This is a genomic window from Selenomonas sp. oral taxon 149 str. 67H29BP, from assembly GCF_000146365.1.
Lineage (GTDB): Bacteria > Bacillota > Negativicutes > Selenomonadales > Selenomonadaceae > Centipeda > Centipeda felix.
Genome location: NZ_GL397087.1, coordinates 2,055,272 through 2,068,482, shown reverse-complemented (window position 1 = coordinate 2,068,482; position 13,211 = coordinate 2,055,272). Strand labels below are relative to the sequence as shown.

The following is a 13,211-nucleotide window of genomic DNA, read 5'->3' as shown; positions in this document are numbered from 1 at the left end:
TCACCTCCTTGCCGTGAGCATGGCGCGAATACCACCCACGAGGTAGAGTGATCCTGCCGCGACGAGCAGCGCATCCGCTGCGTGTGCGCGCGCAAGCGCCTCTGAGAGGCCCGCCGCAGGGTCACCTGCTGCATGTGTGACTGCCCCCATGCCCGCCGCCACAGCGGCGACGAGATCCGCGCCCGCAGCGCGCTCCGAGTTGGGGCGTACGGTCACGACCTGATCGCCGGGGCGCAGAAGAATCGCCAGCATGCGGTCGATGTCCTTGTCCTTCAGGATGCCGAGCAGAAAGACGCGCGGCTGCGCAGGAAAATAGGCGTCGAGCCCCACGCGCAGGGCCTGCATTCCGGCGGGATTATGCGCGCCGTCCACGACGACAGTCTGTCCCCCGCAGGAGAGGATCTCAAAACGTGCGGGATGATGCACCGTACGCAGAGCCGTACGGACAGCGTCCTCGGTGATACGCTCATCCTCAGGAGCCATAAGCTCCGCCGCCATGATGGCGAGCGCGGCGTTCTCCGCCTGATAGGGTCCCGCAAGAGCGATTTCAAAGGGTTCCGGTGCACGAGAGACGACGGAGTGGAACGAAACGCACTGACCGCCGTTCTCCATACGGAGCATCTGCGCAGAAAAGTCCTCCCCATAGACGAAGAGGTCGGCGCCCAGCTCCTCCGCGCGTGCCGCAATGATGGAAAGGGGCTCGCCCGCTGCCGCCGTAATGACGGGCACGCCCTCCTTGATGATGCCCGCCTTATGCTCCGCGATGCCCGCGAGCGTACCGCCGCAGCGGTCGGCATGATCCATTGCCACATTGGTGATGATCGTCAGTTCCGGCAGAACAACATTCGTCGAGTCAAGCAGCCCGCCGAGCCCCGTTTCGACCACGGCGACCTCCGCCTTTTCTTCCGCAAAATAGAGGAAGGCGAGTGCCGTCAGTGCCTCAAACTGCGTGGGATGTTCATGCCCCTCCGCCGTCATGGCATCGGCCGCCGCGCGCACGCGCGTAAGAAGCGCCGCAAACTGCTCCTCTCCGATCTCCTCTCCGCCGACGCTCATGCGCTCCGTATAGGAGACGAGATGCGGCGAAAGGTACCGTCCGGATCGGATGCCGGACGCGCGGCATACGGCGTCCATCATCTGCGTGACGGAGCCCTTGCCGTTTGTTCCTGCGATATGAATGACGCGATAGCTGCGCTCAGGATGTCCGAGGCGCGCGCACAGCTCCTCCATGCGCGCGAGTCCGAGACGGATGCCGAAGGTATTCAGTTCATCCAGATAATGCAGTGACTCCTCGTAGTTCATCGAATCACCTCAGAGCTTCTCGAGATCCGTGAGGCGCGTCCGTATGAGGGCGATCTTCTCCTCATAACCCGCCAGCTTCTCGCGCTCTGCGGCAACGACGGCAGCAGGAGCCTTCGATGTAAATCCCTCATTCGAGAGTTTGCCCGTCAGGCGTGCAATCTCCTTTTCGAGATTCACACGCTCCTTCGTCAGGCGCGCCGTCTCCTTCTCCACATCAATCAGCCCCGCGAGCGGCAGATAGACCGCCGCGCCCGCGAGTGCTCCCGTCACCACATTCTCCGGATCGGGGGCATCCGCCGCGAGGAAGGAGACCTCCGAAGCGGATGCGAGGGCAAAGAAGTAGTCCTCGTGCGCGGCAAACACATCGGCGAGAGCCGCGTCGCGCACGCGCAGAATGAGCGCGCTCTTCTTGCTCGGCGGCGTGCCGAGCTCCGCACGCAGATTGCGCGTCGTCTTAATGACCTCCATGATCGCCGTCATCGACGCCTCTGCCTCCGCGTCGATTTCCGCCTCCGACACCTCGGGCCACGGCGCACGCATAATGCTCTCGCCCGCATGCGGGAGTTTCTGCCAGATCTCCTCCGTGAGGAAGGGCATGAAGGGATGCAGGAGGCGCATCGTACGCTCCAGCACGGTACGCAGAACATAGAGCGCCGTATTCTTCGCGCGGACATTCTCCTTGTCATAGAGGCGTGCCTTCGTCAGCTCGATGTACCAGTCGCAAAACTCGCTCCACAGGAACTCGTAGATCGTGCGTCCCGCCTCACCGAGCTCATAGTGCTCGAGGTTTGCCGTCACGTCGCGCGTCGTCTCCTCCGCGCGCGAGAGGATCCAGCGGTCGGCGAGCGTATAGTCCTCCGCCGTCGGCACGAACGATGCATCCGATCCCTCGAGATTCATCAGCATGTAGCGCGAGGCATTCCAGATCTTGTTCGCAAAATTGCGCGCCGCCTCGACGCGCTCCCAGTAGAAGCGCATGTCGTTGCCGGGCGTATTGCCCGTGATGAGCATGAAGCGGAGCGTATCCGCACCGTACTTTTCAATGACCTCCACGGGATCGATGCCGTTGCCGAGGGATTTCGACATCTTGCGCCCCTCGCTGTCGCGCACGAGCCCGTGGATAAAGACATCGCGGAACGGCACATCGCCGCCGAAGCGCAGCCCCATCATGACCATGCGCGCCACCCAGAAGAAGATGATGTCATAGCCCGTCACGAGCACCGACGTCGGATAGAAATGACGCAGATCGACCGTCTGCTCCGGCCAGCCGAGCGTCTCGAACGGCCAGAGGGCGGAGCTGAACCACGTGTCGAGCACGTCCTCGTCCTGGTGGAGGTCCGTACTGCCGCAGTGCGGGCACGCCGTGAGGTCGTCGCGCGATACGGAGGTCTCGCCGCAGTGCGCACAGTGCCACGCGGGGATGCGGTGTCCCCACCAGAGCTGGCGCGAGATACACCAGTCGCGAATATTTTCAAGCCAGTTTTCGTAGATTTTCGTGAAACGCTCGGGGACAAAACGGATCCTGCCGTCACGCACCGCCTCAATCGCGGGCTTCGCGAGGCTCTCCATGCGGACGAACCACTGCTTCGATACGAGCGGCTCGATCGTCGTCCTGCAGCGCGAGCAGTGTCCGACGGCGTGCTCATGCTGTTCCGTGCGCACGAGGGCGCCCGTCTCCTCGAGCTCCTTCACGAGTGCCTTGCGGCACGCATAGCGATCCATCCCCGCATAGCGTCCCGCGTTCTCGTTCATCGTGCCATCGGCATTGATGACGATGACCTGTTCGAGATTGTGTCGCTGTCCCATTTCGAAGTCGTTCGGATCGTGTGCGGGCGTCACCTTGACTGCGCCCGTTCCGAAGGCAGGATCGACGTAGGCATCGGCAAAGAGCGGGATGCGGCGTCCCACCACAGGCAGGATCAGCGTCTTGCCGACGAGTGCCTTGTACCGCTCATCATCGGGGTGTACCGCCACGCCCGTATCGCCGAACATCGTCTCGGGGCGCGTCGTCGCAATCTCCACATAGTCATCCGTGCCCTCAATCGGATAGCGCAGATGCCAGAGGTGTCCTGCCTCTGTCTCATGCTCGACCTCGATGTCCGAGATCGCCGTCATGCAGGAGGGGCACCAGTTCGTGATGCGCGTCCCCTGATAGATCAGGCCCTGTTCATAGAGACTGACAAAGACCTCGCGCACGGCGCGGGAACAGCCCTCGTCCATCGTGAACCGCTCGCGGTCCCAGTCACAGGACGCGCCGAGCATCCGCAGCTGATACATAATGCGGTCGCCGTACTGCTGCTTCCAGTCCCAGACACGCGTGAGGAACTTCTCTCTGCCGAGGTCAAAACGCGTCGTACCCTCCTCACGCAGCGCCGCCTCCACCTTTGCCTGCGTTGCGATGCCCGCATGGTCGCAGCCCGGAATCCAGACCACGTTCTTGCCGCGCATCCGCTGGTAGCGCACGAGAATGTCCTGCAGCGTATTGTCGAGGGCGTGCCCCATGTGGAGCTGCCCCGTCACGTTCGGCGGCGGGATCACCACGCTGTACGGCGTACGGCTCTCGTCTGCCTCGTCGTGAAAGAGCTTATGCTGCTCCCAGTAGTCATACCATTTCCGCTCAAAGCTCTGCGGGTCGTACGTCTTTGGAATATTGGCACCGGATTCCTGACTCATCGATCTATTCCTCCCGAAAGAAACGCCCTCGTCCCGCAGGGACGAAGGCGTCCGCTCATCGTAAATACTGTAGAAAGCGCTTATGCATTCGTAAGAGTAGCACAAAACAGCGTTTTTTGCAAGATGCAGCCCCGTGTACGGCGTTGTCCGATCGATTTATCGCCGAAAGCTCTTGGTATAGTCCCACACGATGTCAAGGAACTGCCGCGCCAGTGCATCGTCAAATATCTCACGATAGTCATCATTTCGCTCGTGAATATGGTAGGTATATGAATCCAACGATACCGTCCCATCCTCACGCGTAAATTCCGTCGTCTCGAGATGAAATGCATGCTGCTCCGTGCGCACGCAGATCTTATACGTCTGTCCGGGATAGATGGAGTTGCTGACCGTATAGGCACGCCGCTGTCCGCCGAACACCGCAGGCAAATTCCCGTCAAGATACGGCGCATCAATCGGATAGCCCGCGAGTTTCCCAAGGATCTTGTAGATGTCCACCGTACTCGTCAGCTCGTCCACGCGCCCGCGCGCCGGTACCCCCGCACCCCGCGCCATCAGTGCTGCCCCCGTCTGTTCCTCACTGAGGAGATACGGACTGCGTGCATACACAGGCGCACCGTGATCGGAGTAGAGCAGGACAATGTACTCATCGTCATCGTAATGCGCGGTAATGTAATCAAAAAGATAGCCGAGCTGGCGGTCTGATGCCTGCACCTCGTAACGATTGACATATTGGCTGAGCGGATTATTCTTCAGAAATACGGACGCCACCAAGTCTTGTGACTGCAGGACATCGGCAAGCGGTAAATGTGTCGAAGCATTAGGCGGCGTACTGACATCTGCATTATACGGATGCGTATCTGCAAAATGAAGAAACAGGAAATTATCGCACTCATTAAATGTCTGAAGGTGACAAATCGTACGCTCCACTCCATCCGCCGCGTGCAGCATCCAATGATTGACAATCAGGCGATCGTAACCACGCGTCACACCGTTGTAAATTCCCTGGGCATCCCCCTGAATGTTGGTGCAGTAGTAGCCGAGATGCTTCATCTGCTCGGACAGCGTCACAACGGATGGGTCGAGCGCAAAGGGCACCCCCGGTCGTGCAATCTGCGTATGATGCTGATACAGCCCTGTCTCGATGCTTGCAAGTGACGGATACGTATACTCCGAAGCACTGAAATTGTTTTCGAAAATGATTCCCTTGGAAAAGAAATGCAGAAGATTTGGCATCAGCTCTTCTGCCTCATCCCGCAGGGCGTTCCACGCAAGACCGTCAGCGAGAATATTCAGCACAAACTTCCTGCGCCGTGAGCTGTGTTGCAGGACAATCGGCGCCCCGACGAGGAAGGGGGAATCCGAGCGAATGGTCGTTGGTTTTTCCACGCGATAGAAGTTAAATTCACCGCGACTGAGCTTCATCGCGCGGTCAACCTCCGCGTTGTGAAAATATAGCATCTGTAAATTTTCTTTCGCTGCAAGCGGAAGGAGAAGCGAAGGCCCTTTCGGTTCCACACGGATATCCTGCTGTTCATCTGATTTCATAATATCAAAAACAAAATCATTCATGATCGGAAAATTATGCTGTTCCATCGCAGGATTCATTAGATCAATGACCGCACTCTTGACGAACATAAGCCCATAGGGATTATAAAGACCAACACGATAGCCTGGAAGTGCTTCAGAAAAGCGCAGGAGTTCCGCTCCTGTGTCAATCCGAAGGTATGTTCTCATGTGCCCATCCTTTAAGGACACATCCATAATGAGCGGTGCAAACTGAAACTGTGTGCAAGCAATTCTAAGCATTTGCTCACATTGGGCACGCTCCGTTGGATCTTCCGGAATAACGACATGATCCTTATGCTTCGATAAGATCAAAAAAAACAAGGCACGATCTATGCGTTCTGCTTTAGAATATGCACCATACAAAAAATCACATACGCGCCGACTCATCTTCCGCTTTTCGTATGCCGCTTCTCCATAGGCAATGGCCTCATCCGCATCCTGCCGCCATAGTGCTTCTTCCCCGCGAAAGATCTCATATTCCTCCCCCTCTGGACAGAGCCGATGATACTCCTCGGCACAGCGCTGCATCGCCGCACCAAAATCATTCCGCTGCACAGCATCCATGAGCTCCGCCGCATATTTCTGCACACGCGTATCGCGTACAGCACGTGAAAAGCGTTCTGCCGCCCGCGTCAGCTCGTCTGCATCATCGTGGGAAAAGAGCAGCGCATGATGGAGCATCTGCCAGCCGTCTTCCCGTTCCCCCATAAGAAAACGCCGGTGCTCCTTCGTAAAGAGCACCGCGCTTGTATTGGATATGGGAAAGCAAAGCACAGGAAGATGATCGTAGCCCCGCAGAGCCGCATCAGGGCACAGCAGGGCAAATGCGCGGCAGTTTTCGGCGTAGTTCTCCCGCAGCGCCGCCTCATTTGGCTGGTAAGCAACAGCCGAGAGCAGTTCAAACAGGCCCGTATTGCCGCGCTCATTGTACGCCGTCATCAAAAGCCGCAGGCCTTCTTCATAGCCGTCAGCGTCGAACGACTCTGCCGACAGTGCGAGTAGGGTCTCCCCGAGCAGCACACGCACCGTATAGGCAGTATCCGCATCCTGTCCCTCTGCATCGCGTGACAGATACGCCCGCGATTCTGCGCAGAGTTCCCTATACGCACCACGATCCGCCAGTTCCTGCAGGCGCCCCTCAATGTGCATTTCTTCCATGCTGCCCATCTCTCCCCACAATATCACTATGTCAGAACAGTCCCGTAATTACGCCGTCCGCCGTGATGTCCATGCCCATCGCGGCGGGCACTTTCGGCAACCCCGGCATGGTGAGGACATTGCCCGTGAGGGCGACGACGAAGCCCGCTCCGCAGGAGGCGCGCAGCTCGCGCACAGTGATGCGGAAGCCCGACGGACGTCCGAGGAGTTCGGGGTTGTCGGAGAAGGAGTACTGCGTCTTAGCCATGCAGACGGGTGTCTCCGTCATGCCGAGCGCATCCATCTCCGCGAGCTGCTTCTTCGCCGCATCGGTAAAGTCCACGCCGTCCGCACCGTAGATCTCCCGTGCGATGGTCTCGATCTTCTCCGCGATGGGCTTTGCCGCGTCGTAGATGGGGTGAAAATGCGCCGGCTGCCGGAGTGCTGCGTCCACCGCATCCGCCATGGCAAGTCCTCCCTCGCCGCCCTTTGCCCAGACCTCCGAGCGTACGGCAGGCGCACCGAGGTGCGCGCAGAGCTCCTCGAGGAGAGCGAGCTCCGCTTCGGTGTCCGTCGGAAACACGTTGACGGCAACGACAGCAGGCACGCCGAACTTGCCGATGTTCTCGATGTGTTTTTCGAGGTTCGCCGCACCGCGCCGCAGGGCGTCCAGATTCTCCGTGCCGAGGTCGCTCTTTGCCGAGCCGCCGTTCATCTTGAGTGCACGCACGGTGGCGACAATGACGACGGCATCGGGGGCGAGCCCCGCAAGGCGGCATTTGATGTCAAAGAATTTCTCCGCGCCGAGATCCGCACCGAAGCCTGCCTCCGTGACGACGTAGTCCGCACAGCGCAGTGCTGCCTTGGTCGCTGCGACACTGCTGCACCCATGGGCGATGTTCGCGAAGGGGCCGCCGTGGATGAGGGCGGGTGTCCCCTCGATGGTCTGCACGAGGTTGGGCTTCACGGCATCCTTAAAGAGGAGGGTCAAGGCCCCCGTCGCACCGATCTCCTCCGCGTGCACGGGACGTCCGCCGCGCGTATAGCCGATGAGGATGCGCCCAAGGCGCCGCTTCATGTCGGCGAGGTCCTCCGCCAGACAGAGGATCGCCATCATCTCCGAGGCGACGGTGATGTCAAAGCCGGACTCCCGCGGCACGCCGTGGACGCGCCCGCCGAGCCCCGTGACGACGTGACGCAGGGCGCGGTCGTTGATGTCGAGAACGCGCTTCCACACGATGCGGTTCACGTCGAGATCGAGTGGGTTGCCCTGAAAGATGTGGTTGTCGATGAGTGCGGCAAGAAGGTTGTGCGCCGTCGTGATGGCGTGAAAGTCCCCTGTAAAGTGGAGGTTGATGTCCTCCATGGGGACGACCTGCGCATAGCCCCCGCCCGCCGCGCCGCCCTTCATGCCGAAGCATGGGCCGAGCGACGGCTCGCGCAGGGCAACGATGGTCTTTTTGCCCTGCCGATGGAGGGCATCGGCAAGCCCGACGCTCGTCGTCGTCTTGCCCTCACCTGCGGGGGTCGGGTTGATCGCCGTGACGAGGATGAGCTTTCCCTGTTTTCCATGGGCGCCCGCAAGGGATTCGCGCGTCAACTTTGCCTTGTACCTGCCGTACGGCTCGATCGTATCCGCATCAATGCCCAGCGTGGCCGCAATTTCTGTAATGGGGCGAAGTTCGGCTTCGCGCGCGATTTCGACATCGGATTTCATGGTGTATCCTCCTTAGGGGTTCTGCGCTTTGGCTGCCTGTACTACATTCTCCATCAGCATGGCGACGGTGAGAAGTCCGACGCCGCCCGGCACGGGCGTGATCGCCCCCGCGACAGCCGCCGCGGCGTCAAAGTCCACGTCGCCGACGAGCTTCTTCGGCGCGATGCGGTTGATGCCGACGTCGATCACCGTCGCGCCCTCCTTCACCATATCCGCCGTGACAAAGCGCGGCCGCCCGACCGCAGCGACGAGGATGTCCGCCGTGCGCGCGATCGCGGCAAGGTTCTGCGTGCGCGAGTGACAGATCGTCACGGTTGCGTTGCGTTCGAGGAGGAGATGCGCCATGGGCTTGCCGACGATGTTGCTGCGCCCGATGATGACGGCGTGCGCCCCCTCGATGGGGATGCCCGCGTAGTCGAGCATACGGATGCAGCCCGCCGGTGTGCAGGGGCGCGGCCCCGGTGCGCCGAGCACCAGATGTCCGACGTTGACAGGATGGAAGCCGTCCACGTCCTTGCGCGGATCGATATGGGAGAGGATCTCCTCCTCGTCCTCCGCGATCTGCGCGGGCAGCGGCAGCTGTACGAGGATGCCGTGCACCTCCGGATCGACGTTCAGCTCCTCAATGCACGCGAGGAGCTCCTCCTTCGTCGTCTCGGCGGGGAGGGAAATGTGATCCGAACGAATGCCGAGTTCCTCACACGTCCGCTGTTTGTTGCGGACGTAGACCTCGGAGGCAGGGTCGCTGCCGACGATGATGACGGCAAGGCGCGGCAAGACGCCCTCCGCCTTCAGCTCTGCGACGCCGCGTGCGGCATCTTCCTTTATCCGTGCGGCAAATTCCTTGCCCGAAAGAATCCGTGCCATCATGCTCTCCTTTATACCATATAACTGATCCACGTAAAGACAAAAATCGCAATCGAGACGATGCCGTTGCGCATGAAGTACACCTGCGTCACGCGTGAGAAGTCCGTCGGACTCACGATGCGGTGCTGGTAGACGAGGGTCGCTGCTGCAATCGCGACGCCGATGAAGTACGGCCAGTGCAGATGCATCATCGCGCCGAGGGCGATAAAGAGCAGGATCGAGAGGACGTGCATTGCCCGCGCGATCTGGAATGCACCGCGTGCACCGAACGACACCGCGAGGGAGTGGAGTCCCTGACTGCGGTCAAACGCCTCGTCCTGCGCCCCGTACATTGCGTCAAACGCAGCGATCCAGAGGGCGACCGCGAGAAAGAGCACGAGCATCGGCAGCTCGATTTTCCCGCTGACCGCCACCCAGCCGCCCGCCGGCGCCATGCCGATGGCGATGCCGAGGAAGAGATGTACCCATCCCGTCACGCGCTTCATGTACGGGTAGATGAGGAAGGGCACAGCGGCGAACGGCAGGAGACGGATGCAGACCGGATGCACCTGCAGCACGGCGAATATAAGCACAAGGAGGCACACGCCGATAAAGACGAGCGCCTCCTTCTTCGTGACGCGCCCCTGCACCATCGCACGGTAGGCGAGGCGGGGCTGCTGCTTGTCATACTTTAGATCGGCGAGGTTGTCGAGGGCGAGTGCCGCCGACCGTGCCGCCGTGATGGCGAGCACGACCCAGCCGAGCGTCCCGAGCGGCGGATCGCCGCCTGCGGCGAGGAGTGCCCCCATGAGGGCAAACGGCAGAGAGAACACGGTATGGTGAAACGCTGTGTTGTTCATATGCGCCCGCAGGCGCTCCATCCACCAGCTCAATCCAGACCGAACTCCTTCCACCGCGCCGTCACGCGCTCCGTGATCTCCTTCGACATCGTGATCTCATCCGGCCACTCGCGCGCATGGCCTTCCTCCGGCCACGTCTTCGTCGCGTCGATGCCGAGCTTCGACCCCCACTTTGCCATGGGCGAGGAGTGGTCGAGCACGTCGAGCGGTCCCTGCACGATCTCGAGGTCATATTTCGCGTCGATGTTGTTAAAGACACGCCACCAGACTTCCTTCATGTTCTGCACATCGACGTGGGCGTCCACGACGATGATCATCTTCACGTTCATCATCTGTCCCATGCCCCAGAGCGCGTGCATGACCTTGCGCGCGTGCATCGGGAACTGTTTCTTGATGGAGACGACGACGCAGTCGTGGAACACACCCTCGAGCGGCATGTTGACATCGACGACCTCGGGCAGCATCTGCTTCAAGAGCGGCAGGAAGATGCGCTCCGTCGCCTTCGCGAGGAAGCAGTCCTCCATCGGCGGGCGTCCGACAACCGTCGCGGCGTAGATGGGATCCTTACGGTGCGTGATCGCCGTGATGTGAAAGACGGGATAGTCGTCTGCGAGGGAGTAGTAGCCCGTGTGGTCGCCGAACGGTCCCTCGCGGCGCATCTCGTCCGTATCGACATACCCCTCGAGGATGATCTCCGCCGTCGCGGGCACCTCAAGATCGACCGTAACGCACTTCACGAGCTCGACCGATTTATGCCGGAGGAACCCCGCAAAGACCATCTCGTCGATGTCGCGTGGCAGCGGTGCCGTCGCCGCATAGGTCACGACGGGATCCGTGCCGATGGCGACTGCCGCCTCGATGCGTTTGCCGCCCTGTGCCTTCATTGCGCGGAAGTTCTCCGCTCCGTTCTTGTGGATATGCCAGTGCATCCCTGTCGTACGGCTGTCGTACTTCTGCAGGCGGTACATCCCGACGTTGCGCTTGCCCGTCTCAGGATTCTTCGTAAAGACGAGCGGCAGCGTCACAAAGGGGCCGCCGTCATCCGGCCAGCACTTCAGAATGGGGATCTCGTCAAGATTTGGGTTCTCCGTCTCGATGACTTCCTGACATGGTGCATTTTTCACGTACTTCGGGAAATTGATCGCCTTGCGCGCCATCGGGATGAGCGTCATGAGGTTCATCTTGTTCTGCAGGGAGATGTGCGGGATCTTGAGGAGCTCCGTCAGCTCATCGGCCACGTCGTCGAGCTTCTCCACGCCGAAGGCGAGTGCCATGCGCTCGTAGCTGCCGAACGCATTCATGAGGACGGGCATCTTCGAGCCCTTTACATTCTCAAAGAGCAGGGCAACGTTCTCCGCGCCCTCGCGCTTCGAGATGCGGTCCGTGATCTCTGTGATCTCGAGCTCGGGGTCAACCTCCGCCGTGATGCGGCGGAGCAGTCCACGCTCCTCAAGTGCCGCGATGTATTCGCGCAGATCCTTATATGCCAAGGTATTCCCTCCTAATATATCGTGTTTCTTCTGCGTAACGTGTCCGTCAATCCCCTATTTTCGGAGGATAAAGCGGACGATCAAATACCCCACGCCGTAGAGCGCAATCATCGGCACAGCGATCATCGACTGCGTGAACACATCGGGTGTCGGTGAGATCACAGCCGCGATGACGAACGAGAGAAAGATGACGATGCGCGCGTACTTGCTCAGGAATTTTGACGTGATAAAGCCCAGTTTCCCAAGAATCGTAATGACGAGCGGCAGCTCAAAGACAAAGCCGAACGGCAGGACGAACATGATGACGAACTCAAAATACCGATTGACGGAAAAGAGTGCCTCGAGTTCATCGTTGCCAAACCCCTTGAAGAACATGATTGCCGCAGGGAAGACGAGGAAGAACGAGAATGCCAGCCCGAGGAAGAAGAGCACCACCGAGACGGGAACAACGATGGCGAGCACCATGCGTTCTGACGGTGTGAGCGCGGGCAGAAAAAAGCGCCAGACGTGATAGAAGATCACGGGCAGCGCAAGAAGGAAGCCCACGACGACGGCGATCTTGATGTAGGTAAAAAACGCCTCGGCGGGCTGCATATAGTAGAGTTTTCCGACCGGCAGGGTCAGATAGTGCATGATGTCGCCGATGAAGTAGTAGCCGACCGCCGAGCCGACAGCGACGGCGAGCAGGCACTTGATGAGCCGCGAACGCAGCTCGGTCAGATGCGCGATGAGCGACATGCTGCCGTCGTCATCCTGCGGCGTGTCCGCGTCCTCCGGCGGCAGCGGCTTGACCCCTGTTTCCTGCACCGCAGGCACCGACGTCTCTTCGGCCGAGGCCTCCCCCGCGCCGTCCGCTTTCATTTCCTCTGCCATGGATCAGATCTTTTCCTCTTTTTTTGCATTCTCGGGCAGCTGCTTCGTCTCATGCGTCACGTTGATCTCCGCCGGCGGCTCGTCCTTTGCACTATTTGCCGACTTAAACTCCTTGATGCTCTTGCCGAGCGCCTTCCCGATGTCGGGGAGACGGCCGGGGCCAAAGACAACGAGGCCGATGATCAAAATAAGTACGAGTTCGGGAACGCCCAATCCAAACATAATATCCTCCTAAACCATGCCGTTCGGCACAATATCATCGTGATGTTCTGCGCAGCCGTGTTAGAAAAGCTCAGTGATTCCTTAGGACTGCTTCGTCTCTGCGGCCTTCTGCTCGGCGCGGTGTGCCTCGACCGCAGCAGCTGCGGTCTCCGTCGTCGGCGAGGTCGCCGCCGGCGCGGGAGCACTCTGCTGTGCCGCCGGTGCAGCCGGCTCTGCTGCCACTACTGGTGCAGCCTGCTGCGCCGTCGGTGCTGCGGCAGGCTGCGGCTGTGCCGCTGCATTCTGTGCAGGCGGTGGATCAGGTGTGTTGATCGCCGTCGTCAGCGCGTTTGACGCCTTGCGGAACTCGCGCAGGCCCTTGCCCAGCGTCCGCCCCATCTCGGGCAGCTTCCCCGGGCCGAAGACAATCAGCCCCACGATCAAAATCAATACCAGCTCCGGTGCACCGATGCCGAACATAATACATCCTCCTGTATGCGTACATCGAGGTACGCGTTATGGAACCCCTAACGCTGTCAGGAC

10 protein-coding genes are annotated in these 13,211 nt (G+C 60.1%); all 10 read right to left on the bottom strand.

Annotation, left to right across the window (positions count from 1 at the left end; all coding sequences use genetic code 11):
* The gene (locus HMPREF9166_RS09720) at positions 1-1,302 is read right to left on the bottom strand and encodes a folylpolyglutamate synthase/dihydrofolate synthase family protein (RefSeq protein ID WP_009753852.1); all 1,302 of its coding nucleotides are present in this window, start codon (positions 1,300-1,302) and stop codon (positions 1-3) included.
* Positions 1,303-1,311: 9 nt separating this feature from the next.
* On the bottom strand, positions 1,312-3,975 hold the full coding sequence (locus tag HMPREF9166_RS09715; RefSeq protein WP_009753851.1) for a valine--tRNA ligase: 2,664 nt from the start codon (positions 3,973-3,975) through the stop codon (positions 1,312-1,314).
* A gap of 156 nt (positions 3,976-4,131) precedes the next feature.
* Positions 4,132-6,711, bottom strand: a complete 2,580-nt coding sequence (locus tag HMPREF9166_RS09710) for a sulfatase-like hydrolase/transferase (RefSeq protein WP_009753850.1) — start codon at positions 6,709-6,711, stop codon at positions 4,132-4,134.
* Between the two features lie 22 nt (positions 6,712-6,733).
* Positions 6,734-8,398 carry a formate--tetrahydrofolate ligase gene (locus HMPREF9166_RS09705; protein ID WP_009753849.1) on the bottom strand — a complete coding sequence of 555 codons (1,665 nt, stop codon included), beginning with the start codon at positions 8,396-8,398 and terminating at the stop codon, positions 6,734-6,736.
* Between the two features lie 12 nt (positions 8,399-8,410).
* Positions 8,411-9,265 (bottom strand): bifunctional methylenetetrahydrofolate dehydrogenase/methenyltetrahydrofolate cyclohydrolase FolD, encoded by an 855-nt coding sequence (folD, locus tag HMPREF9166_RS09700; protein WP_039981344.1) that lies wholly within the window; start codon positions 9,263-9,265, stop codon positions 8,411-8,413.
* Positions 9,266-9,276: 11 nt separating this feature from the next.
* Positions 9,277-10,125, bottom strand: a complete 849-nt coding sequence (locus tag HMPREF9166_RS09695) for a 4-hydroxybenzoate octaprenyltransferase (protein WP_039981342.1) — start codon at positions 10,123-10,125, stop codon at positions 9,277-9,279.
* Positions 10,126-10,133: 8 nt separating this feature from the next.
* Positions 10,134-11,594 carry a menaquinone biosynthesis decarboxylase gene (locus HMPREF9166_RS09690; RefSeq protein WP_009753846.1) on the bottom strand — a complete coding sequence of 487 codons (1,461 nt, stop codon included), beginning with the start codon at positions 11,592-11,594 and terminating at the stop codon, positions 10,134-10,136.
* Between the two features lie 54 nt (positions 11,595-11,648).
* A complete protein-coding gene (gene tatC / locus HMPREF9166_RS09685) occupies positions 11,649-12,467 on the bottom strand; it encodes a twin-arginine translocase subunit TatC (RefSeq protein ID WP_009753845.1) in 819 nt (272 codons plus the stop codon).
* Positions 12,468-12,470: 3 nt separating this feature from the next.
* A complete protein-coding gene (locus tag HMPREF9166_RS09680; protein WP_009753844.1) occupies positions 12,471-12,689 on the bottom strand; it encodes a twin-arginine translocase TatA/TatE family subunit in 219 nt (72 codons plus the stop codon).
* An 81-nt stretch (positions 12,690-12,770) separates the two neighbouring features.
* Positions 12,771-13,148, bottom strand: coding sequence for a twin-arginine translocase TatA/TatE family subunit (locus HMPREF9166_RS09675; RefSeq protein ID WP_009753843.1), 378 nt, complete (start codon positions 13,146-13,148; stop codon positions 12,771-12,773).
* Positions 13,149-13,211: the final 63 nt, after the last annotated feature.

What these genes read in the sequence shown, in the direction of transcription:
- tatC (WP_009753845.1), bottom strand. Translation starts at nt 12,467, where the DNA reads ATGGCAGAGGAAATGAAAGCGGACGGCGCGGGGGAGGCCTCGGCCGAA.
- HMPREF9166_RS09705 (WP_009753849.1), bottom strand. Translation starts at nt 8,398, where the DNA reads ATGAAATCCGATGTCGAAATCGCGCGCGAAGCCGAACTTCGCCCCATT.
- HMPREF9166_RS09695 (WP_039981342.1), bottom strand. Translation starts at nt 10,125, where the DNA reads ATGGAGCGCCTGCGGGCGCATATGAACAACACAGCGTTTCACCATACC.
- HMPREF9166_RS09710 (WP_009753850.1), bottom strand. Translation starts at nt 6,711, where the DNA reads ATGGGCAGCATGGAAGAAATGCACATTGAGGGGCGCCTGCAGGAACTG.
- HMPREF9166_RS09720 (WP_009753852.1), bottom strand. Translation starts at nt 1,302, where the DNA reads ATGAACTACGAGGAGTCACTGCATTATCTGGATGAACTGAATACCTTC.
- HMPREF9166_RS09675 (WP_009753843.1), bottom strand. Translation starts at nt 13,148, where the DNA reads ATGTTCGGCATCGGTGCACCGGAGCTGGTATTGATTTTGATCGTGGGG.
- HMPREF9166_RS09680 (WP_009753844.1), bottom strand. Translation starts at nt 12,689, where the DNA reads ATGTTTGGATTGGGCGTTCCCGAACTCGTACTTATTTTGATCATCGGC.
- HMPREF9166_RS09715 (WP_009753851.1), bottom strand. Translation starts at nt 3,975, where the DNA reads ATGAGTCAGGAATCCGGTGCCAATATTCCAAAGACGTACGACCCGCAG.
- folD (WP_039981344.1), bottom strand. Translation starts at nt 9,265, where the DNA reads ATGGCACGGATTCTTTCGGGCAAGGAATTTGCCGCACGGATAAAGGAA.